29 protein-coding genes and 1 pseudogene are annotated in these 23,132 nt (G+C 70.1%); 16 read left to right on the top strand and 14 right to left on the bottom strand.

Annotation, left to right across the window (positions count from 1 at the left end):
• The first annotated feature begins 11 nt into the window (after positions 1 to 11).
• Positions 12 to 722 carry a hypothetical protein gene (locus KY462_00610; GenBank protein MBW3576246.1) on the top strand — a complete coding sequence of 237 codons (711 nt, stop codon included), beginning with the start codon at positions 12 to 14 and terminating at the stop codon, positions 720 to 722.
• A gap of 148 nt (positions 723 to 870) precedes the next feature.
• On the opposite strand, the gene KY462_00605 is transcribed toward KY462_00610, so the two are convergent.
• Together KY462_00605 and KY462_00600 are read right to left on the bottom strand one after the other, a co-directional pair.
• On the bottom strand, positions 871 to 1,464 hold the full coding sequence (locus KY462_00605) for a hypothetical protein (GenBank protein MBW3576245.1): 594 nt from the start codon (positions 1,462 to 1,464) through the stop codon (positions 871 to 873).
• Positions 1,465 to 1,545: 81 nt separating this feature from the next.
• On the bottom strand, positions 1,546 to 2,094 hold the full coding sequence (locus KY462_00600) for a DUF2510 domain-containing protein (protein ID MBW3576244.1): 549 nt from the start codon (positions 2,092 to 2,094) through the stop codon (positions 1,546 to 1,548).
• 225 nt (positions 2,095 to 2,319) lie between these two features.
• On the opposite strand from KY462_00600, the gene KY462_00595 reads away from it, so the two are divergent.
• The 7 genes and pseudogenes from KY462_00595 (at position 2,320) to KY462_00565 (ending at position 4,914) form a co-directional block, all read left to right on the top strand.
• Positions 2,320 to 2,643, top strand: coding sequence for a hypothetical protein (locus KY462_00595; GenBank protein MBW3576243.1), 324 nt, complete (start codon positions 2,320 to 2,322; stop codon positions 2,641 to 2,643).
• Between the two features lie 3 nt (positions 2,644 to 2,646).
• Positions 2,647 to 2,928 (top strand): hypothetical protein, encoded by a 282-nt coding sequence (locus tag KY462_00590; GenBank protein MBW3576242.1) that lies wholly within the window; start codon positions 2,647 to 2,649, stop codon positions 2,926 to 2,928.
• A 34-nt stretch (positions 2,929 to 2,962) separates the two neighbouring features.
• Entirely contained in the window at positions 2,963 to 3,223 is a 261-nt protein-coding gene (locus KY462_00585) for a hypothetical protein (protein MBW3576241.1), read from the top strand.
• A 34-nt stretch (positions 3,224 to 3,257) separates the two neighbouring features.
• On the top strand, positions 3,258 to 3,506 hold the full coding sequence (locus KY462_00580) for a hypothetical protein (GenBank protein ID MBW3576240.1): 249 nt from the start codon (positions 3,258 to 3,260) through the stop codon (positions 3,504 to 3,506).
• A gap of 15 nt (positions 3,507 to 3,521) precedes the next feature.
• On the top strand, positions 3,522 to 3,836 hold the full coding sequence (locus KY462_00575) for a hypothetical protein (GenBank protein MBW3576239.1): 315 nt from the start codon (positions 3,522 to 3,524) through the stop codon (positions 3,834 to 3,836).
• A 125-nt stretch (positions 3,837 to 3,961) separates the two neighbouring features.
• Positions 3,962 to 4,114, top strand: a pseudogene (locus KY462_00570) (DUF1059 domain-containing protein).
• A gap of 254 nt (positions 4,115 to 4,368) precedes the next feature.
• Positions 4,369 to 4,914, top strand: a complete 546-nt coding sequence (locus KY462_00565; GenBank protein ID MBW3576238.1) for a serine protease — start codon at positions 4,369 to 4,371, stop codon at positions 4,912 to 4,914.
• Between the two features lie 65 nt (positions 4,915 to 4,979).
• On the opposite strand, the gene KY462_00560 is transcribed toward KY462_00565, so the two are convergent.
• The 4 genes from KY462_00560 to KY462_00545 all read right to left on the bottom strand — a co-directional run bounded on the left by KY462_00560 (position 4,980) and on the right by KY462_00545 (position 9,822).
• Complete coding sequence (locus KY462_00560) at positions 4,980 to 5,744, bottom strand: hypothetical protein (GenBank protein MBW3576237.1); 765 nt, start codon at positions 5,742 to 5,744, stop codon at positions 4,980 to 4,982.
• Between the two features lie 37 nt (positions 5,745 to 5,781).
• Complete coding sequence (locus KY462_00555) at positions 5,782 to 6,420, bottom strand: hypothetical protein (GenBank protein MBW3576236.1); 639 nt, start codon at positions 6,418 to 6,420, stop codon at positions 5,782 to 5,784.
• Between the two features lie 192 nt (positions 6,421 to 6,612).
• The gene (locus KY462_00550) at positions 6,613 to 8,517 is read right to left on the bottom strand and encodes a nickel-dependent hydrogenase large subunit (protein ID MBW3576235.1); all 1,905 of its coding nucleotides are present in this window, start codon (positions 8,515 to 8,517) and stop codon (positions 6,613 to 6,615) included.
• Between the two features lie 42 nt (positions 8,518 to 8,559).
• Positions 8,560 to 9,822: a hydrogenase expression protein HypE gene (locus tag KY462_00545; protein ID MBW3576234.1), complete on the bottom strand. Its 1,263-nt coding sequence runs from the start codon at positions 9,820 to 9,822 to the stop codon at positions 8,560 to 8,562.
• 382 nt (positions 9,823 to 10,204) lie between these two features.
• Here KY462_00545 and KY462_00540 point away from each other — a divergent pair, with 382 nt between their 5' ends.
• The 4 genes from KY462_00540 to KY462_00525 all read left to right on the top strand — a co-directional run bounded on the left by KY462_00540 (position 10,205) and on the right by KY462_00525 (position 13,380).
• Entirely contained in the window at positions 10,205 to 10,633 is a 429-nt protein-coding gene (locus KY462_00540; protein ID MBW3576233.1) for a hypothetical protein, read from the top strand.
• Positions 10,633 to 11,001 (top strand): PadR family transcriptional regulator, encoded by a 369-nt coding sequence (locus KY462_00535; GenBank protein MBW3576232.1) that lies wholly within the window; start codon positions 10,633 to 10,635, stop codon positions 10,999 to 11,001. The genes KY462_00540 and KY462_00535 overlap by 1 nt, the downstream gene beginning before the upstream one ends.
• Positions 10,998 to 11,768, top strand: coding sequence for a P-loop NTPase (locus KY462_00530; protein MBW3576231.1), 771 nt, complete (start codon positions 10,998 to 11,000; stop codon positions 11,766 to 11,768). The genes KY462_00535 and KY462_00530 overlap by 4 nt, the downstream gene beginning before the upstream one ends.
• 85 nt (positions 11,769 to 11,853) lie before the next feature.
• Positions 11,854 to 13,380, top strand: coding sequence for an aldehyde dehydrogenase family protein (locus tag KY462_00525; protein ID MBW3576230.1), 1,527 nt, complete (start codon positions 11,854 to 11,856; stop codon positions 13,378 to 13,380).
• Positions 13,381 to 13,395: 15 nt separating this feature from the next.
• On the opposite strand, the gene KY462_00520 is transcribed toward KY462_00525, so the two are convergent.
• The 7 genes from KY462_00520 to mshB form a co-directional block, all read right to left on the bottom strand.
• Positions 13,396 to 13,767, bottom strand: coding sequence for a hypothetical protein (locus KY462_00520; GenBank protein MBW3576229.1), 372 nt, complete (start codon positions 13,765 to 13,767; stop codon positions 13,396 to 13,398).
• Positions 13,764 to 14,822, bottom strand: a complete 1,059-nt coding sequence (locus KY462_00515; protein ID MBW3576228.1) for an endonuclease/exonuclease/phosphatase family protein — start codon at positions 14,820 to 14,822, stop codon at positions 13,764 to 13,766. Before KY462_00515 ends, KY462_00520 begins: the two co-directional genes overlap by 4 nt.
• Before the next feature lie 45 nt (positions 14,823 to 14,867).
• Positions 14,868 to 16,310 (bottom strand): pyruvate kinase, encoded by a 1,443-nt coding sequence (gene pyk, locus KY462_00510; GenBank protein MBW3576227.1) that lies wholly within the window; start codon positions 16,308 to 16,310, stop codon positions 14,868 to 14,870.
• Between the two features lie 93 nt (positions 16,311 to 16,403).
• Positions 16,404 to 17,465 (bottom strand): BMP family ABC transporter substrate-binding protein, encoded by a 1,062-nt coding sequence (locus KY462_00505; protein ID MBW3576226.1) that lies wholly within the window; start codon positions 17,463 to 17,465, stop codon positions 16,404 to 16,406.
• 63 nt (positions 17,466 to 17,528) lie between these two features.
• The gene (locus tag KY462_00500) at positions 17,529 to 17,939 is read right to left on the bottom strand and encodes a YjbQ family protein (protein ID MBW3576225.1); all 411 of its coding nucleotides are present in this window, start codon (positions 17,937 to 17,939) and stop codon (positions 17,529 to 17,531) included.
• Positions 17,939 to 18,406, bottom strand: a complete 468-nt coding sequence (locus KY462_00495) for a flavin reductase family protein (protein ID MBW3576224.1) — start codon at positions 18,404 to 18,406, stop codon at positions 17,939 to 17,941. The genes KY462_00500 and KY462_00495 overlap by 1 nt, the downstream gene beginning before the upstream one ends.
• Positions 18,407 to 18,456: 50 nt before the next feature.
• The gene (mshB, locus tag KY462_00490) at positions 18,457 to 19,305 is read right to left on the bottom strand and encodes an N-acetyl-1-D-myo-inositol-2-amino-2-deoxy-alpha-D-glucopyranoside deacetylase (protein MBW3576223.1); all 849 of its coding nucleotides are present in this window, start codon (positions 19,303 to 19,305) and stop codon (positions 18,457 to 18,459) included.
• Positions 19,306 to 19,382: 77 nt separating this feature from the next.
• On the opposite strand from mshB, the gene KY462_00485 reads away from it, so the two are divergent.
• On the top strand, positions 19,383 to 20,498 hold the full coding sequence (locus KY462_00485) for an HRDC domain-containing protein (protein MBW3576222.1): 1,116 nt from the start codon (positions 19,383 to 19,385) through the stop codon (positions 20,496 to 20,498).
• A gap of 41 nt (positions 20,499 to 20,539) precedes the next feature.
• Here the strand turns inward: KY462_00485 and ispH are convergent, their stop codons facing one another.
• Positions 20,540 to 21,496, bottom strand: coding sequence for a 4-hydroxy-3-methylbut-2-enyl diphosphate reductase (gene ispH / locus KY462_00480; GenBank protein ID MBW3576221.1), 957 nt, complete (start codon positions 21,494 to 21,496; stop codon positions 20,540 to 20,542).
• A 119-nt stretch (positions 21,497 to 21,615) separates the two neighbouring features.
• Here ispH and KY462_00475 point away from each other — a divergent pair, with 119 nt between their 5' ends.
• The 3 genes from KY462_00475 to KY462_00465 are packed head-to-tail and all read left to right on the top strand — an operon-like array spanning position 21,616 to position 23,125.
• Complete coding sequence (locus tag KY462_00475; protein ID MBW3576220.1) at positions 21,616 to 22,299, top strand: TrkA family potassium uptake protein; 684 nt, start codon at positions 21,616 to 21,618, stop codon at positions 22,297 to 22,299.
• Positions 22,299 to 22,988: a TrkA family potassium uptake protein gene (locus KY462_00470; GenBank protein MBW3576219.1), complete on the top strand. Its 690-nt coding sequence runs from the start codon at positions 22,299 to 22,301 to the stop codon at positions 22,986 to 22,988. The genes KY462_00475 and KY462_00470 overlap by 1 nt, the downstream gene beginning before the upstream one ends.
• Positions 22,985 to 23,125, top strand: a complete 141-nt coding sequence (locus KY462_00465; GenBank protein MBW3576218.1) for a hypothetical protein — start codon at positions 22,985 to 22,987, stop codon at positions 23,123 to 23,125. Before KY462_00470 ends, KY462_00465 begins: the two co-directional genes overlap by 4 nt.
• Positions 23,126 to 23,132 lie beyond the last annotated feature (7 nt).

Genomic DNA, 23,132 nt, shown 5'->3' with positions numbered 1-23,132 from the left:
GTGGGACCGAGATGAGGATCCACACCGACGAGTCCGGCCTGGCGGCGACGGTCCTGGTGATCGTCATCGCCTGGGCGCTGGCGGCCGTGCTGATGCTGACGGGCACGCTGCTGTCCGCGCGCCAGATCGATGACCGGGTAGTGACCATCACGAGCGAGGTGTCGGCGATCGACGAGAACACCGACGCCATCCAACTGACCCAACAGACGATCGAGATCTCCGGGAACATCCTCACGGAGGTCCAACCCCTGTCCGGGCAGGCCGGCCAGGTCGTGACCGCAGCCAACGACATCGCCGGGAACCTGGGCTCGATCAACTCCACGGCCGGAGAGATCAACGGCAAGGTCAACCAGATCAACGCGAGCGTGAACTCGATCGGTGCCAGTGTGCGGTCGGTCGGCGCCTCGGTGAACAGCATCCACGGCAACGTCCGCGCCATCCTGGCGACGGTGAACTCCATCGCCTGTGGCTCGAACGGCCCCAACCCGGGGATCACCGATCTGAACCGGATCCGTCAGGTCTGTGGGCGCAACGGCGTCCCGGGCATCAACAACCGTGTCGTTGAGATCCTCGGACTGGTTCGGGGCATCAAGGCTGACACGGACGCGATCCTGCTCGAGGTCGGCCCCGGTCACATCAACCAGGGCCTGAAGACCATCCACGGACACGCCAACTCGATCGACTGCTCACCCGCGGCGCCAGGTGGCCACTGCGGGCAGTAAGCGAGCAGCCAAGCGATCGGAGCCGCCGGACCACCGGCGGCTCCGATCCTTTCTGTTGGGATGCACGCGACGCCGACGCAACAGATTCAGTCCGTCCCATCGATCAACGGCCGTGGCGGTGGCCGCTCTGGGTACGCCCGCACCTGCCCTACTCCTGCGGGGCGGTGACCTCGAGGCTCTCAGCGATCGCGTCGAACGTGGGGGCGAGCTCGGCGAACCGGTCTGCGGGGAGCGCCTGGAACACCAGGCTGATCATGATGTCGCCGCGGAACACGAAGTAGTGCGAGTGGGCACCGCGCTCGCCGCTGTCGTCCTCGAACGTGTAGAGGTAGAAGTGGCCGGGCAGGCCGGCTAGTTCGATCGGTTCCGGTCCGGCGAGCACCTCCACGTCCTCTTCGGCGGTGACGATGTCGTCCGTCAACGTCCGGACCGCGTCGAGGTTCTCGGCGGTGACCTCGAAGCCGAGCTCGCTCCTGCGAACCAGGAACGAGTCACGCCCGTTGAGCGTGGCGACGACCACTACCTGCGGGTCGGGCGACTCGAGCCGTGCCCAGTTCGCCGGGTAGGCGATCGCGATCCCCGTCTGCTCGTCATGGAAGCGCACGAACCCGGTCGGGGCGGCAGCCGGGGTGGTCTCGGTGGGGGCCGCTGCCGGGGCCGTCGGTGTGGGCGTCGGGGAGGCTTCGCCGCCCACCCGCGCCACGACGGCGGCGAGGACGCCGGCGACGACGACGATACTCAAGGGGATCAACCATCTGGGCATGGCCGCGCATGCTAGGCCACCGGCGATCATGTCGCGAAGGCGCCGGCGTGGCGGCAGTCGTCACATCAGAGCGATCACCGCCACGATCGCGATCACCAGGATCAGCACGGCGACCACACCCGTCGCGAGCACTGCACGCGGGTACGGCGAAACCGGGGCCCGACGCCCGCCGGGCCTGGCCTTCGCCGTCCACTGGAAACCGTCGAAGAACCGCTCCCCTTGCGGGTACTCGCCCGACGGGTCGGGGTACCAGCCGGGCGGTTGTGTCGCCGACGATGGCGCCGCAGCCTCTCCGCGTGGGCGTGCGGTCCCGGCCGGGACACCCCGGATGTCGATGGCCTCGGTCCCGGCCACCCGGACGATCTTGGTCCAGCGGCGCCCGTCGAACAGGCGCTCCTGGAAACGGCCTGTCGGGTCGGGGAACCAACGTCCGGCCCCCGGCCCCGCATCCACCTCGCGCTCGATGGCCTCCGAGCCGCCCATCCGGATACGTGCGGTCCAGTTGTGACCGTCGAAGAAGCGTTCCTCGTACCGGCCGCTGGGATCCGGGCCCCACCCGGGAGGACGTTGCGCACCGGGGCCCGGTCGCCAACCCGGCTGCGGTCCCATCATCGACTTCCCCCAGACGGTGCTTCACCTGACCACCATACGACCGCACGCGCCGAGATGCCGTCCGTCACGATGCGAGAAAAATCGTGCCCGCCTCTTTTCTGCGACGCGCTGCCGGAACGACGCACGAGAGTTGGCCAGCTGACGCCAACGACTGGCACGCGGCGCGTCCGCACATGCTAGGGTTACATGTGTGCGACACATACCGGTGTGGGGCCGGGTCGCATGAGCGCTTCGGTCGTCGCTTGGGAGGCACCGATGTCATTGATACTGACGCTGTTGCAGCAGGACGCCCCGGCAGGCCCCCCTCTCGGCGGCTGGTATGTGGGGCTGGCGATCGGGTTCGCAATCGTCTTGGTGGTCGTCGTCGTCGTGGCGTCGATCCTGAACTCGGCGCAGACGATCAACCAGCAGGCCCGAGTGGCGATCGACGCGCTCGACGATGGGTACCGCAACACGCTGGGCATGTGGGATGTCTCGACGGTCGACGAGCACGCCACGCACATCCTGCAAAGTGCGCAGAGCGTTCGCCAAGTTCTGGGGGGATGAGACATGGATCCGAATCTGCTGGCGCTGGTTTCTGAATACGAGACGTTTTGGACAATCTCACTGGGGATCGGTGCGGTCGTCCTCCTGGTCGTGATCGCGCTGCTGACCCTCCTGCTGCGCATCGTGCAGCAGATCGACCGAGGGGTCCGTGAGGTGTGGGAGACCGCGACGCGCTTCGCGTCGAACACGGCCACCACATGGCAGTTGCGCGAGCTGTCCCACACGCTGCAATCGCTCCGCGAAGAGATGCAAGCTCACGAACAACTTCTGGATAGCAGGCTGTGAGCCGCAGCCGACGATACAGGCGAGGGGGGACACCGTGAGTTTCGTGCTGCTGGTCACGCTGACGGTCATCGAGATCGTGCTGCTCGTGCTGGTCCTGGCGATCATGGTGACGATGGTGACGCGCCAGTTGCGCTCGATCGCCGCCAACCTCGCTCGGGTGGCGTTCGGCGTGCGCGCCGTCGAGACGCAGGTCAGCGCGATCGGACCGGGGGTCACGGAGGTCAACCGGCTCCTGCGCGACATCAACGGAACCCTGCCCCGCGTCGCGCAGAGGGCGGAACAGCTGGCGCGCTGACCGGCCGCCGAACGACCGACAGGAGGTAACGACCATGGTGCTGTGGTGGATCGCGAATCTGATCTTCCTGTTCGTGGTGATCCCGGCTGTGCTGATGCTGCTGAGCGCCCTTCTGAGTCCCATCGAGGAGATCCGGATCTACGCCGACGACGCCTTGGACCACGCGCAGAACGTTCTCGCGGCGCTCGACGATGTGGAAGGACTCCTCGACACGCGGAGTCTGGTGAGGGAAACGAGCAACGGCGTGCAGCGGTACGCCGCCGCTCTCGACCACGTGCTGTAGAGAGGGGAATACGACATGCCAGCCGCCGCCATCGGAACCCTCATCGCGACCGCCATCACGGTTGCCGCCTTGGCGATCTATCTGACGCGCGTGGCGATGCACCTCAGGCACGTCGTCAACACCCTCGGCACGATCATCGCGGGACTGCGCGCGATCGTGAACCAGACCGAGCCGTTGCAGCCGGTCATGAGCGACATGGTCCGCGAGATCGAGGGCGCACGCAGGAGCCTCGAGAACCTCCTGGAGCGGAAGGCGCAAGAGGAACCGCCGGAGCCGCCGCGTCGGCGCCGCAAGAAGGCCGCCAAGAAGGCCAGCTCAGCCCGGCGGTAGCGCCCCCGCCACTCGAACCGGACGGGGCGCCCCACACCTGACCCGCACGTCGCCCGCCGCAACCTCGGGCGAGACCGGAGACACCACAGAAGGGAGCCAGCATGGCGTACGAGTTCCGCTGAAGGGACGCCGGTGCCGACTGCAGCGGGCGCTTCAGTGCCGGGACGGAGGAGCAGCTTCAGCGTGAGGTCGAGCAGCACCTGAGGGAAAAGCACGACATCCACACCATGAGCAAGACGCTGAGCAACTACGTCCGTCGCGTCGCCCAGGAGCGCTAGACCGCCGCGTGAGTGTCGGCAGCGGGCCCCGTGCGGGCCCCCGTGCAAAGGCGAACAGGCCAGCGTGTGGCCCCGCAGCTATGCTGCGGGGCCATCCTTACCGGTCGACCGTGATGCCATGAGGAGGGACCACGCGAGGCGGCATCCACACTCGCGTCGCCGGCGCATGGCGGTGGCTGCGACGCCGTGGACGTGCCGTCCCCGCCGAGGCGCCGCCGCCCCACCAACCACCTCCGGCACGTCCCGCCGATCTGATGCCACAGGTGGCACGCGAGTCGACGTTCCGCGTCACCGTGTCACAACGCCAGGACGTCCATGGGGTCGCCACCGCCATCGGTGCGCGGCTGCTGGTCACGGCCCGGCACGTCGTGGACGGAGCCGGCCCACTGGAGGTCTCGACGTGGGACGGGCGCGCGCTCGGCGTCGAGGTCCTGCGCATGGCAGACGCTCACGACCTGGCGGTGCTGCGGACAACACGGCCGCTGCGACACCCGGTCGCGTTCGCCCGCCATCCGCCCCGCACCGGCGAGATCGTCCGGGTGGTCGGGTACCCACTCGGGGGCGAGTTCACCGCCATGAAGGGCATCGTGATCGACCAGCTTCAAGGGCCCGTTCTGGGTGAACCGTCCAACGTGCTGCGCGTGAAGGCGGTCGTGCTCCCAGGCTACTCGGGCGGGCCGGTGCTCAACGCACGCGGTGAGCTCGTCGGTGTGGTCTACGCCGTGGGACGGGACACGAGGTACGCGTTGGCCATCCCGGCCTCCTCGGTGGCGCAGTGGCTGCACAGGACCTCGCCGTAGACGGCGACGGACGGGCAGTGGACGGGGTCAAGGGTCACTGCGGAGGGGGGTCACTGCGGAGCGGGTCAGTGGTACGGAGGCTGTGACTCGAGCGGCTGGATGCGATCGATCTCCTCGATCAGACCCCACCACATGCCCCAGTCCAGCTGGTCCATGCCCTCCCCGGTCTCACCCATCGAGATGCGCAGCTTCAGCCGGTCGCGCTCGGCGAAGGTCCGGCCCCACCGTCCTTCGCGATCCACGATCTCGAGCTCGTCGAGGAGTGCCTCGAGGGCCTCCACGGCAGGCGAGGGTTCCAGCCGGTCGCCTTCGACTTCCAACCGTCCGCGGATCCGGTCGGCGAGCTCCAGGAGGGGGGCTCGCCGCACCTCCGCCCGGACGAGGTCAGCCAACTGAGGCACGGCGGCCCGAGCCTCGGCTGACATCTCCTCGCCCGGCCCCACGAGGACCGGCTCCAACTCGATCGTCACCGTCCGGGGTGGCAGCGCCTCCAGCCCCCAGGCCACTTCCAGGAGCAACCCGACCGTGACGTACCCTGTCCCTGCGTCGCCGATCGCAACCTGCACGTCGGCCGGGTCGATGTCGAGCGAATCGATCCTGCGTCGCTCGACGGTGCCGGGCTCGCGATCGCGCTCCTCGGGACCGACGATCACCAACGTGTACGGATCGAGCTCCTCGAGGCGCTGGGTGACCGCCACCGCCCCGTAGTGGAAGTCCTCGAGGGAGACGTTGTCGCCCAGGTCGTCTCTGGCCAACTCCTCCAGGACGTGACGCCCCACGTCCAGGTCACCCTGGTAGAGCTGGCTGACCGCCCCGACAATGATGCTCACGGGCCCTACCGGCCGGGGATCGGCACCGACGGCCGCATCAGTGGCGGTGGATCCAGGGGTCGCGGATGTTCAGGTACCGGATGTCGGAGATGTGGTCGGCCAGGAACTCGATCATCGAAACGCCGCGCTCACGGGACCGGCCGGTCTCGGGGTCGCGGGCCGCGTCCTCCGACGGGTAGTACACGACCTCGGTGAACTCCCCCCCGTCGTGGATGCCGATCAGCCCACCGAGCAGGTCCAGATCGGTCTCGTAGGCATGGTGGTGCTCGCGCTGCGGTACCTCGCCCAGCAGCCGTTCGATCTGCGCGGCGCGTCCCTGGACGACCTGAACGAACGTCGCCCTGTCGTCGAGAGCCTCACCGTACTGCGAGACGCTGGAGCACTCGTGGAAGGTCGCGTCACCTTGCAGCTGCGCGGACATGTCACGCCACCACAGATCCTGCTCGGGGCGCTGTTGGTTGTTCCGGGCCGCCTCCTCCGAGACGAACTCCACCAACGCGATGAACTGCCCGTCATCGGTGACCCCGGCGATGGACTCCTGCCACCCGATGGCACCAGAGGCCAGGTTCTCGTGCCAACGCTCCCAGACCTGACGGGCCCCGCTCGGGTTGGCGGTTGGCGCCTGGATGATCTGGAGGAAGACGTTCGTCAGGCCCGGGAAGGCGAAGCTGGTCACCGTGGGTCCCCCCTCAACGTTCGTGCTCGGTTCGCGAGGGCCCCGCAGCGAACGGCGGGCACGCTCGACGTCACGTCGGCGGCCACACCAGCCCCCCAGCCCGGCGCCCCGCTGGCTGTTGTGCTGTGCGTGGACCTGCGGGCACCCGGCACGTCCGGGTGCCGCAGGTCCGAAGTACTCACCCGCTGCGTACTACAGGTCCGCGCCGCAAGCGCAGGTGTTCACCTCGCGGGTCACGGTCCCCTGACCCGTGTACACGTGCGTGGTGCACGGCATGCACGGGTCGAAGCTGCGGACCGAACGCATCATGTCGATCGAGGTGAACTTCGACGGGTCCGAGATGTCCTCGAGGATCGGCGTGTTGATGACCGCCTCCTCGTAGGGACCCGGCTGGTCGAAGGCGTCCCGCGGCGAGGCGTTGATCGTCGACGGCGTCGTGATCTGGTAGTTGACGATCTTGCCCTGGTCCATGACCAGGTGGTGCAGCAGCCAGCCACGACCCGCTCCCCAGAAGCCGACGCTGCGGGTCTCCTCCCGGGGGATGTAGTCGTCGAGCTCGTCTGGCTTGACGGCAGCGACGCGCCTCTCGCCCGACTTGAGCAGTCGGTACGCCAGCAGCAGGTTGTTCATCGCCACGAGCTGCGAGAACAGGAAGTGGTACGCGCGGCTGCGGTTGCGCTCCAGCGCGTTCCACACCTCCGGGACGTGCCACTCGACCTCGGTCTCGTGGGTCTCGGCCTTGGGGATGACCATCCGCAGCGAGTGCCCGGTCGCCTCGATGAAGTCGTTCTCGGGCAGCTGCTGCGACAGAGCGGTCATCAGCAGGCGCGAGTACGCCCCGGTCTCCACGACGGTGCGGTCCCAGCGGGGCGCCGTCGACCAGGTGTACTTCCCGCGGAAGTCCTTCGCGCCCGGGCGGGGCAGGGTCCGCTTGTTCCACGGGTGGTGCTCGGTGATCGGGTTGCCCAGCGGGTCGGTCGAGTAGCGCCTGGTGGTGGACGGGTCGTAGTACGCGTGGTCGACGAACTCCTCCCAGCCGATGTTGATGTCGGTCAGGCGGTTGGTCTTCAGCTCGCCGTCGACGACGACACCCGGGGTCGACCAGCGACGCAACCCCCACTCGTTGCAGTTCTGGTAGGTGGCGTCGTACGCGTAGGGGTCGTCCCAGAAGCCCGGCTCGATGTGGTTGGTCGGACGGTACCCGACCCACATGTTGCGCTCGTCGGCCTCCATGAAGAAGGCGTAGATGTCGTCCCACACGGCGATCATCCGCCGCGCGTAGTCGTAGCCCTTCCCCAGCCGCGAGTGGTACTCGTTCAGCGTCTGGAGCGTGAGCGTGGTCGACACGCCGCCGGGCACGATCGTCTGCGGGTGCGGGTACTTGCCGTGCAGCAGCGCGAACGACTCACGGAAGTGCCGCGTGAAGTCCAGACCCTCCCGGTACAGGGCACCCGTCAGCGGGTTCAGGGCATGCATCAGGTCGGCCATCGTCTTGAACCCGTGGGTGTTCGCACCCGGGCACTTCCACTTCTCGGCCTTGGGCCACAGTTCGGGGTTGGTCTGCTTGACGACGGACTCCGAGTAGTCCGGACCGGCCAGCAGGTACAGGTGCAGCGGGTTGTCGTAGCCCATCTCGGCAGTCTCGCCGAGGTTGCGCACGACCGTGCCCAGCGGTGGCGGGGTCAGACCCATCGCCATCTCGATCGCGTAGGCCGCGGCGTGCGCGTGCACGCCTCCGCACACGCCGCACGCCCGCGACGACACGAAGATCGCGTCCCGGGGGTCGCGGCCCATCAGGATCACCTCGTAGCCGCGGAACAGGGTCGCCTGCGAATGCGAATCGAGGTACACACCCTCGTCGAGGTCAGCCACGACGTGGATCGCCAGCGCGCCCGCCACACGCGTGATCGGGTCCATGTTGAGGTCCTTGATGTGCCCGTTGCGGGCCACCAAGCGGCGGATCTGCTCCTGGCGCTCGTCCTCGGATAGTGACAGCTCAGGCCGCGCGATCGTCACCGACTGGGGATCGGGGATCCCGCCCTTCCAGGACGCGTTCCCCGCGGCGTCGAACTCGATGGGGAGGTTCTTGAAGCACATGTTTGCCGCTCTCCTTGGTCGTTTACGGGTGGAGCCCCGCGTTCAGCGCCGGCTGCCGGGCCGCAGCGAGAGGTCCTCCTCCCGCGACGGGTCACGCACCTCGGTCCAGACGGTGTCGGAGCCGCCCTTGCCCCACTCGTCGCCACGCCGCCGACCGGTGTCGGTGCCGCGGCGCAAGCGGTCGTAGAACTTGTGGCCGAGGTCGTTGAAGAACCCTGGCTCGGACTGCGCGCGGGCCCAGCCGCTGGGCACCGCGCCGTGCTCGTCCCACCGCGTCTCACGGTTGAGGTGGTTGTTGGTGTACTTGCGCATCGGGCGGACGAAGCTGCCGACCAGCCGCGAGATGCTCGATGACACCAACGTCCCCGGCGGCTTCTTGTAGAAGGGGGTGAACTTGTCGGGGAAGCCGGGCATGGTGCACCCGATGCACGCCCCACCGGAGTTCATGCAGCCGCCGTAGCCGTTGATGGCGCCGCGGGAGGTGATGTTGCAGTTCACCACCGGCCCCCAGCACCCGATCTCGACCAGGCACTCGGGGTCGCCGAAGTGCTTGGCGTAGGTGCCCTCCTCGTAGTACGCGCCGCGGACGCAGTGGCGGTGCACGGTCTCGCCGAACAGCCACGCCGGCCGACCGATCTCGTCGAACTCGGGGAGAGGACCGTAGCCCTGCAGGAAGTACAGGACGGCCGCGACCGTCTCGGTGAAGTTGTCACCGATCGGGGCGCAGCCGGGGATGTTGACGACCGGGACGCCGTAGGCGCTGCGGTAGTCCTTCCCGAGGAAGTCCATCAGGCTCATCGCCCCGGTGGGGTTGCCCTCCGCCGAGGGGATGCCGCCCCAGGTGGCGCAGGTCCCGATCGCGATCGACGCCGCCGCACCGGGCGCCATCCGGGCGATCCACTCGTCGATCGACACGGTGCGGTGCTCGCCACCGCGACCCCAGGGCTCCTCGCCGGCACCCGACCAGTACCCACCTGTCTCGTAGGCACGGACCTCGTCGCTGATCGAGCCCTCGAGGATGATCACGTACGGGGCGTCGAGCTCCCCCTTGACCGCCAGCTCGTGGGCGTAGAAGTAGTTGGGGCCCGACTCGATCTGGACGACCGGGTGGTGCAGGGCGACCCGGGGGATGCCCGGGTGCGCCCCGAGCAGCAGGCTCTCGACCGACGGTGCGTGGGCGCCGCTGACCGTCACCGTGCACCCGTCACAGCTCATCCCGGCGAACCAGAACGCGTGGACCTTCTCCAGCGGTCCCAGCCGCTTGCCGGTACTGGCCTTGGCGGCGGGCTCGAGCATAAACTCCATGAAGGACCGCGTCGGGTTCCCGAAGTCCCCGATCTCGTGGGAGTCCTCATCGAGCCTGAACCGGCTGGCCGGTCCGGCGTAGTCGAGGAGCTGCTGAGCCGGCGTCCTGCTGGGGACCTGTTTGGCTTCCCGTGGAACTGCCATCTGCGACTCTCTCCCGTCGTGTGTGCGTCCCCCGCCGCGTAACCGCAGTAGCGACGGTGGGCCTATGTGCAGCCTACACCTACCCCTCGCGATGTCCAGCGCGGTCAGGTGTCCCTCCGCCACCCAAGCGGCCGTCTGTAAGCGACTGTAAGCGACGCCCCTGCCGCACCGCCGCGGTGGCGCTACGCTGCCTTCACAACGCGACATCATGTCGACGTTCGATCGCGGGAGAGCCGCCGTGGAGCAGCTACACGTCCCCAAGTCCGAATCGCTGCGAGCCCTGTACTGGCGGAGCGAGATCCTGCAGGTGATGTACTGGCTGCGGGGCGAGGCCGAGTCGGTTCAGGAGGAGAGCGGAGGCAGGGTGGCCGACTTCGGGGATGTGGTCACCGCCGACCTGATCGAGCGGTTCCTCGGCGTGGACGCCGGGATCGGGATCACCTACCTGCAGCGGCTGGTCGACGACGGCTACCTGGAGGTGGTGGGCGACGGGTTCCGCCTGTCGGCCACGGGCCTGAAGGAGGGCGCCGACGAGTTCTCCGCGTCCTTCTCCGACCTGACCCAGCCGGCGCACGGCGACTGCAGCGCCGACTGCTGGTGCCACGCGTCGGTCGAAGAGGCTGAGGCCTGCGCCGCGGAGCGCGCCCAGCACGCGCACCAACACTGATGGCCTCCGACGCCCCCAGCGGACTGCCCCGCAACTTCCTGCGGCCGTGCCTGCTGCTGCTCCTGGCCGAGCAGCCGTCGCACGGCTACGACCTGCTGGAGCAGTTGACGGACCTGGGTCTGGAACAGACCGACCCGGGCGGGCTGTACCGGGCACTGCGAGCCATGGAGCAGGAACGGCTGATCCAGTCGTGGTGGGAGCCGTCGGACTCGGGTCCCGCGCGGCGCACGTACGTCGTGACCGACGACGGCCGCGACTGGCTGCATGCGTGGTCCGGTTCCCTGCGTGAGGTCCGCCGGCTGCTGGGACGCTACCTCGACCGCTACGAGGAACTGTTCGAGGGCGCGAGCGTGGAGGTCATGCCATGAGGATCGCCGTCGCCGGGAAGGGCGGGGCGGGCAAGACCACCATCTCGGCCACCCTGGCCCGCCTGCTGGCACGCTCCGGGGCGCCGGTGGTCGCGATCGACGCCGACAGCAACCCGAACCTGGCCACGGCGCTGGGCGTGGACCGCGAGAGTGAGGGCGAGCCCGCGATCCTGCCGTCCTCGATCGTGTCACGCCGGTTGCAGGGCCCCGCTCTCGTCGAACCGGTCGATGACGTCCTCGACCATCACACGGTCAGGGCACCCGACGGGGTCCGTCTGACGTTGATGGGCATGCCCGCCCACGCCAACGAGGGCTGCCTGTGCTCCGCGCACGCCACCGTCAGCGCCGTGCTCGGTGACCTCGGCGCCAGCCCGCGGATCACCACGATCGTGGACATGGAGGCCTCCCCGGAGCACCTGAGCCGCGGCACCGCCCGCCACGTCGACGTGCTGCTGCTCGTCGCCGAGCCCTACTTCCGGTCCCTGGAGACGGTGCGGCGCATGGCGGCGCTCGCCCAGGAGCTGCCGATCGCGCGGTTGGGGGTGGTGGCCAACAAGGTGCGCTCCCCCGCGGACGCCGAGGCGATCGCGGAGTTCTGTGCGCGCCACGGCTTCGAGCTCGTCGCCCAGCTGCCGTGGAGCGATGCGGTGGTCGACGCCGACCGGGCCGGCGTCCCGCTGATCGAGCACGCCGACGGGGCCGAGGTCGTCCAAGCGCTCGCAGACCTCGCACCGCGCCTGCTCACGGCAGGACAGCCCACCATCTGACCGCCCCCGGACGGACACCCGCGCGATCGGTGCGGTCGGCCCTCGCATGCCATCCTCACAAGCGAGACACCGACAGGAGACACCGATGACGTTCGTCGACCCGCAGCCGTCCGCCATCGGCGCCCCCCAACTGGACCTGCCGGACCTGTTCGAGCCGATCGTGGCGTCGACGACCGATGGGGTGCCGACCTTGCGCATCCTGGTCGGAGGCGAGTGGCAGGCGGCGGACACGGGCGAGGACTTCGAGGTCCGTTCGCCGATCGACGGCACCTTGATCGCCCGCGCGCAACGGGGCGGGAAGGGCGACGTCGAGCGTGCCATCGCGGCGGCCACCGCCGCCAGGACCGGCTTCCTGGAGGTCCCCGCCGCCGAGCGCCTGCGGATCTGCGAGGACGCGGCCCAGGTGATGGCTGGCTCCCGCAGCGCCTTCCAGCACACGATCACGATCGACCTGGGCAAGACCGCAGCGTCAGCGGACTCCGAGGCCGGCACGACCATCGAGCGGCTCGACCTCGTCCGTGAGGAGGTCCGGAAGATCTTCGGCGAGTACATCCCCGGCGACTGGATCCCCGGGACGATCGGCAAACGCGGCGTGGTGCTGCGCGAGCCGCTCGGCACGGTCGCAGCGATCGGCCCGTTCAACTACCCCCTGTTCATCCCCGCCTCCAAGATCATCCCGGCGCTCGCGGCCGGGAACACCGTCGTGGCCAAGGCACCCTCGGACGCCCCGGTCGCGTTGCTGATGTTCGCCCGGGCCCTGGAGGAGGCGGGTCTGCCCGCGGGCGCGCTGAACGTCGTCACCGGACCCGGCAGTGAGCTCGGCGACGCGCTGGCGTCCCACCCGGACATCTCCATGGTGTCGTTCACGGGGTCGAGCACGGCGGGGCGTGCACTCGCCCGCGCAGCCGGGCCCAAGCCGATCCACCTGGAGCTGGGCGGCAACGGTGCCGGGATCGTGCTGTCCGACGCCGACGTCGAGGACGCGGCGGCCAAGACCGTGGCCGGGGCGTTCAAGCTGGCAGGCCAGCGCTGCTCCGGACTGAGCCGCATCCTGGTCGAGGAGGCGGTGTACGACGAGTACGTGCAGCGGGCGCTGGGTGAGGCCCAGACCTGGACGGCCGGCGACCCGCGCGCGGACGGCGTCGGCATCGGGCCTCTGGTCAACGCCGAAGCCTGCGAGACCGTGCACGGCCTGGTCCGCGACGCCCTCGACAAGGGTGCGGAGCTGCTCGCCGGTGGCGAGACCGACGCGGCCTACCACCAACCCACCGTCCTGGCCGCGGTCCCCCTCGACGCGGACATCGTGTGGGAGGAGACGTTCGGTCCGGTCCTGACGATCGTCAAGGTCCGCGACGAGGACGACGCCCTCGATGTGGCGAACCGGTCGCGGTACGGGCTGGACTCCGCGGTGTTCACGTCAGACCTGAACCGGGCGTGGCGCGTGGCCGGCGCGTTGGAGGTCGGGATGGTCACCGTCAACGACGCCCCGTCGCACGGGGTGGGCCACTTCCCGTTCGGGGGCCGCACCCCCGACTCCGGCGTCGGCCGGGAGGGGCTGGGCTACTCAATCGACGAGTGCACCGCGCTCAAGACGGTCGTGCTACCGGGCTAAGGCCGGGCTAAGGGGTCAGGCGACCTCACGGACCAGCACGACGTGGGCGACCACCGCGTTCCGGATCCACGGACCGGTGCGGTCCTTGCCGGGCGGGTCGTACTTGCCGTGGAAGGCGTTGAGGGCCTCGACCCGCCGATCGTCGTCCTCACCCAGGAACGCCGCCCGCGCCAACCACGACCGCCCGTCGATGCGCAGCACGCCCTGCTCGGACGCCTGCAGGTTCAGGCACCAGGTGGTCAGCCCCCCGGAGCCGCTGAACAGGTACACCCCTCCCTCGGCCGGGACGAACCACAGCTCGGCGGTATGCCGCCGGCCGGTCACCCGCTGGGTGGTGGTGAGGTAGCAGTACCGCTCATCGCGGAGCTCGTCGGGGACCTCGGTCATCCCCCCGCCCCTCCCGGCCAGGCGAGATCGGCCAGGACGGGGCGGTGGTCGGAGCCGTCGGTCGACGCGACCCACGCGTCAACGGGGATCATCCCGCGTGCCATGACCCAGTCGATGCGCAGCAGAGGCCGGTCAGGCAGCCGATCGGTGCCAGCGGGCCACGTGAACCCCGGCCCGGCCCCCGCCTCGATCTGGGGGTCACGGAACCCGGCCGCGACCAGGTGGCGGTAGGGGTCCGACCGCCGGGTCGAGTTCAGGTCGCCGCCGACGACTGCGGGGATGTCCGGATCCAGTTCGGCCAGGGCCGCGTCGATCTCGGCCCGGCGGACATCGACCTCGAGCCGCTGTCGGCCGAGCAACGACGCCCCACAGTCCGGACAGGGCGACGTCAGGTGCACGGGGACGATCTGCAACGGTCGGCCGCCGACGTCGAGGTGGACCACCGCGGTGGGCCGTGACGCTGGTCGCGGGGGTGGGACCGGACGGAGCGCGACGATCGGGAAGCGCGACAGCACACCGACCCCGCCGACGCGCCCGACCTCGTCCCCGAACCAGCGATGCGGGTACGTGTCGCCCAGCTCAGCTTCGAGCTCCGCCGCGCGCCGCGGCGTGATCTCCTGGACCAGGAGCACATCCGGCCTCTCGGCGCGTGCGATGCTGAACACGTGCGACAGGTCCGACGACCGGATGTAGGTGTTGTACGAGGCGACCCGGACGTCACCGTCGACGGCCGGGGACGCGCCGACGAACAGCCCCCCGTAGGCCGTCACGAAGAGGCCGGCGGGCACCGCGAGGAGGAGCGCAACCCGCCACCGACGACGCACCAGGGCCAGTGCCGCCAGCGGCACGGCCGGGAGCGGCCAGTAGAACGTCGTGGCGTGCACCGGCTGGGTCCACCACAGATCGCCGACCAGGAACCACGCCACGATTGTGGCGGCGGTCACGGCGGCGTACACGCCGGCGAAGACGGCCGGCCAGCGCGGGGGGCGCGGCCGTTCCCGGCCGTGCGGACGCTGGCCTGACGGCTCCTTCAGGCGGGGCCGGGCGGCCGTCACGTCACGCGCTGGCCCGGGAACTTCAGATGCCGTCCCGGCATCAGTTCAGTCACCCGGGGTGTGGCCGAGACGGTGGACCAGGATCCGGTTCGTCCCGCCGTGGCCCCCAGGGATCCCCGAGACGATGACGACCGCATCACCGCGCTGGCCGTACCCGGATCCCAGGCAGACCTCCTCGGCGGACACGATGAGGTCACGGGTGTGGTCCTTTTCGGGGACGAGTTCACCCGCGGTCCCCCACATCAGCGTCAACCGCCGGACGGTGTCCTCGCGAGGGGTCAACCCCACGATCGGGACGTTGGGACGGAACTTCGACACCAGCTGCACCGACGAGCCGCTCAGGCTGAACACGACCACGGCTTTGGCCCGGGCGTCCTCGGCCGCTTGCACCGCGGCCCGTGCGACCACACGATCGATCGCCATGTCGTCGGCACCGGGCTCCGGTGGGTGCACGAGGTGGCGGCTGCTCTCGGCCACCTCGATGATCCTGGCCATGGTCCGCACCGCCTCGACCGGGTACCGCCCGGCCGCCGTCTCGCCCGACAGCATCAACGCGTCGGTGCCGTCGAAGACGGCGTTGGCCACGTCCGACGCCTCAGCGCGCGTTGGTCGGGGGCTGCGGATCATCGAGTCGAGCATCTCGGTGGCGGTGATCACCGGTCGGCCAGTCGAGTTGGCCATCGCGATGATCTCCTTCTGCAGGGCCGGGACGCGCTCGGGACCGACCTCTACCCCCATATCACCGCGCGCCACCATCACGGCGTCCGAGGCTTTGACGATCGCGGGGAGGTTGTCGAGGATCTCCGGCCGCTCCAGCTTGGACACCACCGGCTGCTCGCCTCCGCGCTCGCGGATGAACTGGCGGACCTCGTTGATGTCTTCCGGTCGACGAACGAACGAGAGCGCGACCCAGTCGACCCCCATGTCGAGCATGGCGGCCAGGTCCTCGCGGTCCTTGGCGGTCAGGCTCTTGGCTGACACCGCCACCCCGGGCAGGTTGACGCCCTTGCGCGACCGGGCCACGCCGCCGGCCACGACCCGGCAGTGGACCTCGCCGTCGGTGATCCGGGACGCGACCAGCCGCAGCAGACCGTCGTCCATGAGCACGAGCGCCCCGGGCTCGACGTCCCCACTCAACCCCTCGTACACCACCGGCAGGAGCGGCGTCCCGGCGCCGTCGTGGTAGCTGTCGAGCCGTTCGCTCCCCCCCATGAGGACGACGTCGCCGCCGTCGACGAGCTCGACCCCGTCGCTGGGGAGCTCCCCGAGGCGGATCTTGGGACCCTGCAGGTCGCCGAGGCTGCCGATCGGGCGGCCGATCTCGGGGGCCAGCTTGTGGACCCGCTCCAAGCGCTCCGCGTGCGTCTCGTGCGTCCCGTGGGAGAAGTTCAACCGGACCACGTCGATCCCCGCGAACAGGGCCGCCCGGAGCCGGGCAGGGTCGTCGAGGGCCGGCCCCAGGGTCGCGATGATCTTCGCGCGACGCACCCGCGGCCTCCGCTCGTCCGATGAGGTCATCGTAGGCCGGGGGGTCGTGGGGCTTGAGGACGCGCGCCGGTCCGAAGGGAGGCACGGTCGGCGTCACCGCTGTTCGCGGCCAGGGACGATGACCCGGCGCTCTTCGATGGCGTCGGCGACCTCACGCAGCTGAGCGGCGATCGGGCCGTAGCTGGGGCTGGGACCGGGGACGAACGCGAACCCGTCCTCGGCGAACCCGAGCCGGATGTCACGATCGCCGCCCTCGAAGGCGCTTTCCACGACCAGCGCCAGGGCGGTGTCGAACCGCTTCGTCACCGATCCCAGGACGTGGGCCACACCGGTGTCTTCGTCCAGCAGACGGGTCACGTCGACTGCCCAACCGAGCACCAGCCCGTCGGAGGCGGCCGCGGCTTCGCCGACCCCACGGACGACGGCGGTCCCGCCCACCGGCATCAGGCACGGCGTGGGCACGCCGGCGTCGAACTGCGCGGTGGCTGCTTCCCGCGCCGTGCGGACGGCGACGGACATCGCGACGTCCTGGTCGACGGTGGCCGGCGCCATCACGACCGGGATGTCACTGCGGATGAACCGCGCGCCGGCCTCGAATCCGATGCGCACGCGGTCCGCCGACCCGGGAGGGACGGCGCTGACGATCCCGGTCGCACCCACCGATGTGACGAGCGCCCCGGCAGCCCCGGCCAGGAAGGCACCCTCCTCGACGCGCCAGCTCACCGACATGGCGTTGGCAGGCGGGTCGGCGAGCCGGCCGTCGAGGAGACAGAACCGGGTGGCCGGGTACTGGGGCGCCAGCCGCGCCACGTCGTCGGCGCCTGCCTGGCCGACCGTGCAGACCAGCGTGAAGCCTTCGTCCGCCAGGAACGCGAGCTGGTCGCCCCGAAAGTCCTCCTGCGGCGGTTCGAGCACTCGGACGGCCCGCACGTCGTGGTCGATGACGTCGTGGAGCCGTTCCGCGGTCGACCGCACGATGTCGCTCTGCAACGAGGCGATCAGCTCGGTCGGAGGCGCCAGCACGATCCCGACGGTGAGTCCGCGTGCGGGGGGAGACGGTGTGAAGGGGGTCGTGTCGGTCGGCGTCTGGCCCGGCCGAGGCTCGGTCCCCGGACGGCACGCGGGCGCCATCACGGTCAGCACGACGAGCGCCACGATCCACCGCCGCTCGCAGGAGCGGGCACGGCTCGAACAGACGCGTCGCTCGGCCGTCACCGGTCAGGCGGAACGCAACACCGTCAGACGCAAGCGGCGGCGGTCGTTGTCGCGGTTGGTGTCGACCACACAGATGCTCTGCCAGGTGCCCAGCACCACGTCGCCACCCTGCACCGCGAGGACCAGCGTCGGCGACACCAGGACGGGCACCAGGTGGTCGGCGCCGTGGCCGACCGAGCCGTGGCGGTGCGTGTAGCGATCGTCGCGCGGGAGCAGCTCCTGCTCGAGCGCCTCCTCGAGATCACGCTCCGATCCGCTTCCGGTCTCCATCAGCGCCAACCCGGCTGTGGCGTGCGGGAGGAAGACGTGGAGCAGGCCATCGCCGCCCACGTCGCGGGCGAAGCTGCGGACCTGGTCGGTGACGTCCGTCACGCGCTGCCCACGGGTGTCGAGCTGCACCTCGCGGCTCTCCATCATCCCGACCCTTCCGGTCGCACCCCCCGGTAGGCGCCACGGTAGAACAGCAGCGGGTCGTCGTCGTCTGCGAGGCCGAGCGCGGCGACCTCGCCGACCACGACGAGGTGGTCGCCTCCGTCGTACACAGCCCACACCCGGCAGTCGACGAACGCGATCGCCACGTCCAGCACCGGCGAGCCCGTCACCTCCTTGCGGGTGGCGATGCGGTTGAACTCGGTGTCCCCGTGGGGCCGGTAGGGATCAGCGAAGTGCATCGCCAGACCCTCGTCGTCCTCGTGCAGGACCGACAGGGCGAACACCTGGCTGTCACCGACCGCGTGGGCCATGGTGGACCCCCGCTCCACGCACACCAGCACGAGCAGAGGGTCAAGCGACACCGAACACACGGCGTTGGCGGTCATGCCGTGGGGGACCCCGTCGGCGACGGTGGTCATGACCGCGACGCCGGTCGCGAACCGCGCCATCACGTCACGGAACGCGCGCGGGGTCAGGTCGGCGCGGCGTTGCGGGCGGCTCACCGATCCGCCCCACGCAGCCCCGCGAACAGATCGTCCTCCACGTCCGCGCTCGCGGGCGTCCCCCGCTCGACGACGAAGTACTCCATCCCGAACACGTCCTGGCTGACGTCATCCGGCAGGTTGAGGAAGAACGAATCCGCCCCGATCTGGGAACCGTGAGCACGCATGGCCGCACGCTTCCTCCCCAGCCAGGGACGCACGTCCACGGCTGTGGTGACCCGCTCGTCGGCGACCCCGAACGGCATGTCCTCGCCATCGGGCACGGGACCACGCCCGAACGGCGACGCGATCCCGGCATCCAGCAACCGCCGGTGCAGCGCGTGGAGCCGGCTGCGCGGCAGCACGTGCACGTACCACTTGGCGACGTCCCACGGGATCGCCGGCAGTGCAGCATCGGGGTCGGCGGCGAGCTCGATCGCGCGGCCGGTGACGGTGTGGGCCTTGAGGTGGTCCGGGTGGCCGTAGGTCCCGCGGTCGTCGTCGCTGACGACCGCCGCGGGGCGGAAGTCACGGATGATGGCGGCCAGCCGGGCGGCCGCCTCGTCCAGGTCCGCCCGGTGGAAGCTGTCGGGATGTTCGTTGCTGGTCGCGCCGGCCATGCCGCTGTCGCGGTACCCCAGGGTGCGGTGGTCGGTCACGCCCAGAACGGCGATGGCTGCTGCGAGCTCACGGCGGCGGACAACCGCCATGTCCTCGTCGCCGAGGTCGATGCCCGACAGGTTCTCGCCCTCCTCCCCGCCGGTACACGTCACCACCCCCACGCGCAGGCCCTCGTCGGCGTACCGGGCCAGCACCCCACCACACGCGATCGACTCGTCGTCGGGGTGCGGGTGCACGCACAGCAGCCCGAGGGTGTCGGGGCGGTCGGTCACGCCAGCCTCCTCCACACCACATCCTGACACCGCCGATAGCCTGCCTGCTCGTGGAGGTCCGTCTGGTCGACGAACCCGCCGAGGTCATGCAAGCCCTCACGGCGGTCGACGCCCCGACAGTGGGAATCGACGTGGAACGGGCCGACGGCCACCGCTACGTCCGCGAAGCCGCCCTCGTCCAGGTCGGGGTGGACGGGTGCTGCATCATCCTGGATCCGCTCGCACTGGACGACCTCGAGCCGCTCGGGTCCTTCCTGGGGGAGCGCCTGGTGGTTCTGCACGCGCTCGAGAACGACGTCGAGCCGCTGGCGAGCGCTGGCGCAGCGCTGGTCGATCACTGTACGCCGGCGCGACTGGCCGACACGGCCATCGCAGCGGCCGTGCTCGGCCTGCCGACCGGGCTCGCACCGCTCCTCGAGCAGGTTCTGAACGTGCGGCTCAGCGGCGACAAGGCGCACTACCAGCGGGCCGACTGGTCGCGGCGGCCGCTCACGGACGACATGCTCGCCTACGCAGCCGGCGACGTGGTGCACCTGCCGCGACTGTGGGAGGCCCTGTCGACGCACCTGGAGGACCTCGCCCGCACGAGCTGGTACGAGCAGGAGCTCACCGCCACGGTGGAACACGTCCACATCCAGGCCCGGTCCTGGGGTCGGACGAGAGGGCTCGGCCGCCTCGACGGGCACGGCCGGGCGGTCCTCAAGGCGGTCTGGGACGAGCGCGAAGCGATCGCGCGCGAGGAGGACCTCGCGCCGCAACGCATCGCCCGCGACGACACGCTGATCGCGATCGCGGCCCACCCCCCCGCGACGCTGAACGTCCTGCAGCGACGCGGGCTCGACGGCCGCCAGATCCGGCAACACGGCCACCGCCTCCTGGCCGCCGTCCGCCGCGGCGCCTCATCCCCCGACGAGCCCAGCCCATCGGGGCTGCGACGGGCAGACGACGACGACCGTGCGGCACACGACCGGATGCGCCGGGCGCGCGCCCGCGTCGCCGACCAGCTCGGCGTCGACCCCGGATTCCTGTGCCCGGGGCGGGTGCTTTGGACCGCAGCGCTGAGCGACCCCGCGTCGCCCGACGAGCTGGTCGAGGCGGCTGGGCTGCGTCCGTGGCAGCGCGACCTCCTGGCGGATGTGCTGTGGGAGGCGTACACCGGCACGTGACGCACCCCGGTCGCTCCCAGGCGCGCCGCACGACCCGATGCTCAACCGGCCTCGGCGAGCTTGCGGGCCAAGACGGCCGGCAGCTGGAACTCGACGTCCTCATCGACCAGGTGGACGGTGTCCACCGTCCGGGTCCCACGGGCGCGGAACCAGTCGACCACCTGCTCGACCAGGACCTCCGGCGCACTGGCGCCCGAGGTCAGTCCGACGACGTCCACACGATCGAGCCACCGCTCGTCGATCTCGGTGAGGTCGTCGATCAGCTCCGCCGCGACGCCCCGGTCGCGGGCCACCTCGACCAGCCGCTTCGAGTTCGACGAGGTCTGGGATCCCACGACCAGCACCAGGTCACACCGCCCCGCCAGCGCTTTCACCGCGTCCTGGCGGTTCTGTGTGGCGTAGCAGATGTCGTCGCTCTTGGGACGCACGAGGTGCGGGAACCGCCCGTTCAGGCGGCGGACGACCTCCGCGGTGTCGTCCATCGACAGCGTCGTCTGCGTGATGTACGCCACGGACGCGTCGCGGGGGAAGGGCAGGGTTTCCACCTCGTCGGGCGTCTCGATCAACGTGACCCGGCCCGGGACCTGACCCATCGTGCCGATCACCTCCTGGTGACCCTGGTGGCCGATCAGCACGATGTCGTGGTGGTGGTCGGCGTAGCGGCGTGCCTCGGCGTGCACCTTGGTGACCAGCGGGCAGGTGGCATCGATCAGCGTGTGGTGACGCTCGCCGGATCGCTGGTAGGCCGAAGCCGGTGAGCCGTGGGCGCTGAAGACGATCACCGCCCCGTCGGGGGCCTCGCCTTCGTCCTCGATGAACACCGCACCCCGCCGGCGCAGCGACTCGACCACGTGGGTGTTGTGCACGATCTCATGACGGACGTACACCGGCGGCCCGTAGGCTTCGAGCGCCCTCTCGACGATCACCACGGCACGGTCCACCCCGGCGCAGAACCCGCGGGGAGCAGCGAGCAACAGGGTGTGTGGCGTGACGGGCACGTGGGATCCTGGCTGGTCGCGGCGATCTGGCCGAAGGGTACCGGGGTCGCCGCAGGTCCTGGCGGTGCTGCCGGGGAGGCTGTGGTTCCATACACCGACGGTCGTTGCCGGAGGAACGCGTGCACGTGATCGTGGGAGGCTGTGGTCGGCTGGGCGCCGAGATCGCCACCCGGCTGTCCAGCGAGGGCGAGGACGTGATCGTCATCGACGTGCACGCAACCGCGTTCGACCGGCTGGGCACCACGTTCAACGGCGAGACCCTGGTCGGCAGCGTCACCGACCGTGACACCCTGGAACGAGCGGAGATCGGCCACGCCGACGGGCTGCTGGCGGTGACCCGCTTCGACAACGCCAACCTGATGGCCGTGGAGATCGGCGTCCACATCTACGGCGTGCGACGTGCGGTTGCCCGCCTGTTCAACCCGGAACGGGAGGCGAGCTACCGCAAGCTCGGCGTCCGGTACGTGTCCGCGACCGGGCTGCTGGCCAAGCAGTTCCTCAACGAGTTCCGCGAGGCCACGTTCCGCCAGCACCTGGCGTTCGAGGACCCCGACGTGGAGGTCGTCGAGATGATCCTGGCGGATGCCGCCAACGGGTTGACCGTGGACCGGTTCGAGATCAGCGGGAAGCTGCGGGTCAGCGCCGTGCAGCGCGGCGAGCGCGTCTTCATCCCCGGCCCCACCGACCGCCTCGAGCGCGGTGACCTGGTGGTCGCCGCAGCACGCCGCGGGGTCCACCCCCGTGTCCGCCACCTCGTGGTCGACGAACGACGACCCCGCGCCCACGTCCACGGTGGGCGGTGATGTTCGTCGTCATCGCCGGTGGCGGGAAGGTCGGTCGGTACATCGCCGCCGACCTGATCGAGCGCGGCCACGAGGTCAGCATCATCGAACGCCAGCGGGGACGCTGCGAGTCGCTCGTCGCCCAGTACCCGGTGCTGGTCATCGAGGGCGACGCCTGCGATGTGCGCTACCTGGAGCAGGCCCGCGTCGACCGCGCCGACGTGTTCGTCGCCACGACCCGTGAGGACGATGACAACCTGGTGGCCTGCCAGCTGGCCCGAGCCGAGTTCGGCGTGAGAAGGGTGATCTCGCGGGTCAACTCACCCAAGAACGTCGAGATCTTCGAGCTGATGGGAATCGAGGCGGTGTCGTCCACCACACTGATCTCGCGGCTGCTCGAGGAGGAGGTCACGGTCGGGGAACTGATCCACCTCTACACGCTCAAGGCCGGCAAGGTCGATCTGGTGGAGGTGAGGATCCCCGACCACGACGCTGCCGACGCACCGCCGCCGCGGACCGTCCAGGAACTCGACCTGCCACTCGACGCGGTCCTGGTCGCGATCTTCCGCGGCGACGCCGGGTCGGAGCAGACCATCATCCCGCGCGGCTCCACCCAGATCCTCCCCGGCGACGAGGTGATCGCGCTCACCACCCCGGAGCTCGAGGATGAGCTGCGCCGGATGCTGGTCGGCCGGACCGCGCGGCGATGACCGTCCGCGACCCGGTCCGGGAACGCTCCGTCACCCTCGCCGAGCCGGTCCTCGGCATCGGCTTCGTCGCGTTGGCTGCGGCGGCGATCAGCGTGATCGCGTTCGCCATCGCCGTCGTGGTGTCGCTGGTCTTCTAGGCGCCCG

The organism is Actinomycetota bacterium, assembly GCA_019347675.1.
Lineage (GTDB): Bacteria > Actinomycetota > Nitriliruptoria > Nitriliruptorales > JAHWKO01 > JAHWKW01.
This window is presented reverse-complemented; position numbering and strand designations above follow the sequence as displayed.

What these genes read in the sequence shown, in the direction of transcription:
- KY462_00610 (MBW3576246.1), top strand. Translation starts at nt 12, where the DNA reads ATGAGGATCCACACCGACGAGTCCGGCCTGGCGGCGACGGTCCTGGTG.
- KY462_00600 (MBW3576244.1), bottom strand. Translation starts at nt 2,094, where the DNA reads ATGGGACCGCAGCCGGGTTGGCGACCGGGCCCCGGTGCGCAACGTCCT.
- KY462_00595 (MBW3576243.1), top strand. Translation starts at nt 2,320, where the DNA reads ATGAGCGCTTCGGTCGTCGCTTGGGAGGCACCGATGTCATTGATACTG.
- KY462_00590 (MBW3576242.1), top strand. Translation starts at nt 2,647, where the DNA reads ATGGATCCGAATCTGCTGGCGCTGGTTTCTGAATACGAGACGTTTTGG.
- KY462_00580 (MBW3576240.1), top strand. Translation starts at nt 3,258, where the DNA reads ATGGTGCTGTGGTGGATCGCGAATCTGATCTTCCTGTTCGTGGTGATC.
- KY462_00575 (MBW3576239.1), top strand. Translation starts at nt 3,522, where the DNA reads ATGCCAGCCGCCGCCATCGGAACCCTCATCGCGACCGCCATCACGGTT.
- KY462_00565 (MBW3576238.1), top strand. Translation starts at nt 4,369, where the DNA reads ATGCCACAGGTGGCACGCGAGTCGACGTTCCGCGTCACCGTGTCACAA.
- KY462_00550 (MBW3576235.1), bottom strand. Translation starts at nt 8,517, where the DNA reads ATGTGCTTCAAGAACCTCCCCATCGAGTTCGACGCCGCGGGGAACGCG.
- KY462_00545 (MBW3576234.1), bottom strand. Translation starts at nt 9,822, where the DNA reads ATGGAGTTTATGCTCGAGCCCGCCGCCAAGGCCAGTACCGGCAAGCGG.
- KY462_00535 (MBW3576232.1), top strand. Translation starts at nt 10,633, where the DNA reads ATGGCCTCCGACGCCCCCAGCGGACTGCCCCGCAACTTCCTGCGGCCG.
- KY462_00530 (MBW3576231.1), top strand. Translation starts at nt 10,998, where the DNA reads ATGAGGATCGCCGTCGCCGGGAAGGGCGGGGCGGGCAAGACCACCATC.
- KY462_00525 (MBW3576230.1), top strand. Translation starts at nt 11,854, where the DNA reads ATGACGTTCGTCGACCCGCAGCCGTCCGCCATCGGCGCCCCCCAACTG.
- KY462_00520 (MBW3576229.1), bottom strand. Translation starts at nt 13,767, where the DNA reads ATGACCGAGGTCCCCGACGAGCTCCGCGATGAGCGGTACTGCTACCTC.
- KY462_00500 (MBW3576225.1), bottom strand. Translation starts at nt 17,939, where the DNA reads ATGGAGAGCCGCGAGGTGCAGCTCGACACCCGTGGGCAGCGCGTGACG.
- KY462_00495 (MBW3576224.1), bottom strand. Translation starts at nt 18,406, where the DNA reads ATGGCGCGGTTCGCGACCGGCGTCGCGGTCATGACCACCGTCGCCGAC.
- KY462_00470 (MBW3576219.1), top strand. Translation starts at nt 22,299, where the DNA reads ATGTTCGTCGTCATCGCCGGTGGCGGGAAGGTCGGTCGGTACATCGCC.
- KY462_00465 (MBW3576218.1), top strand. Translation starts at nt 22,985, where the DNA reads ATGACCGTCCGCGACCCGGTCCGGGAACGCTCCGTCACCCTCGCCGAG.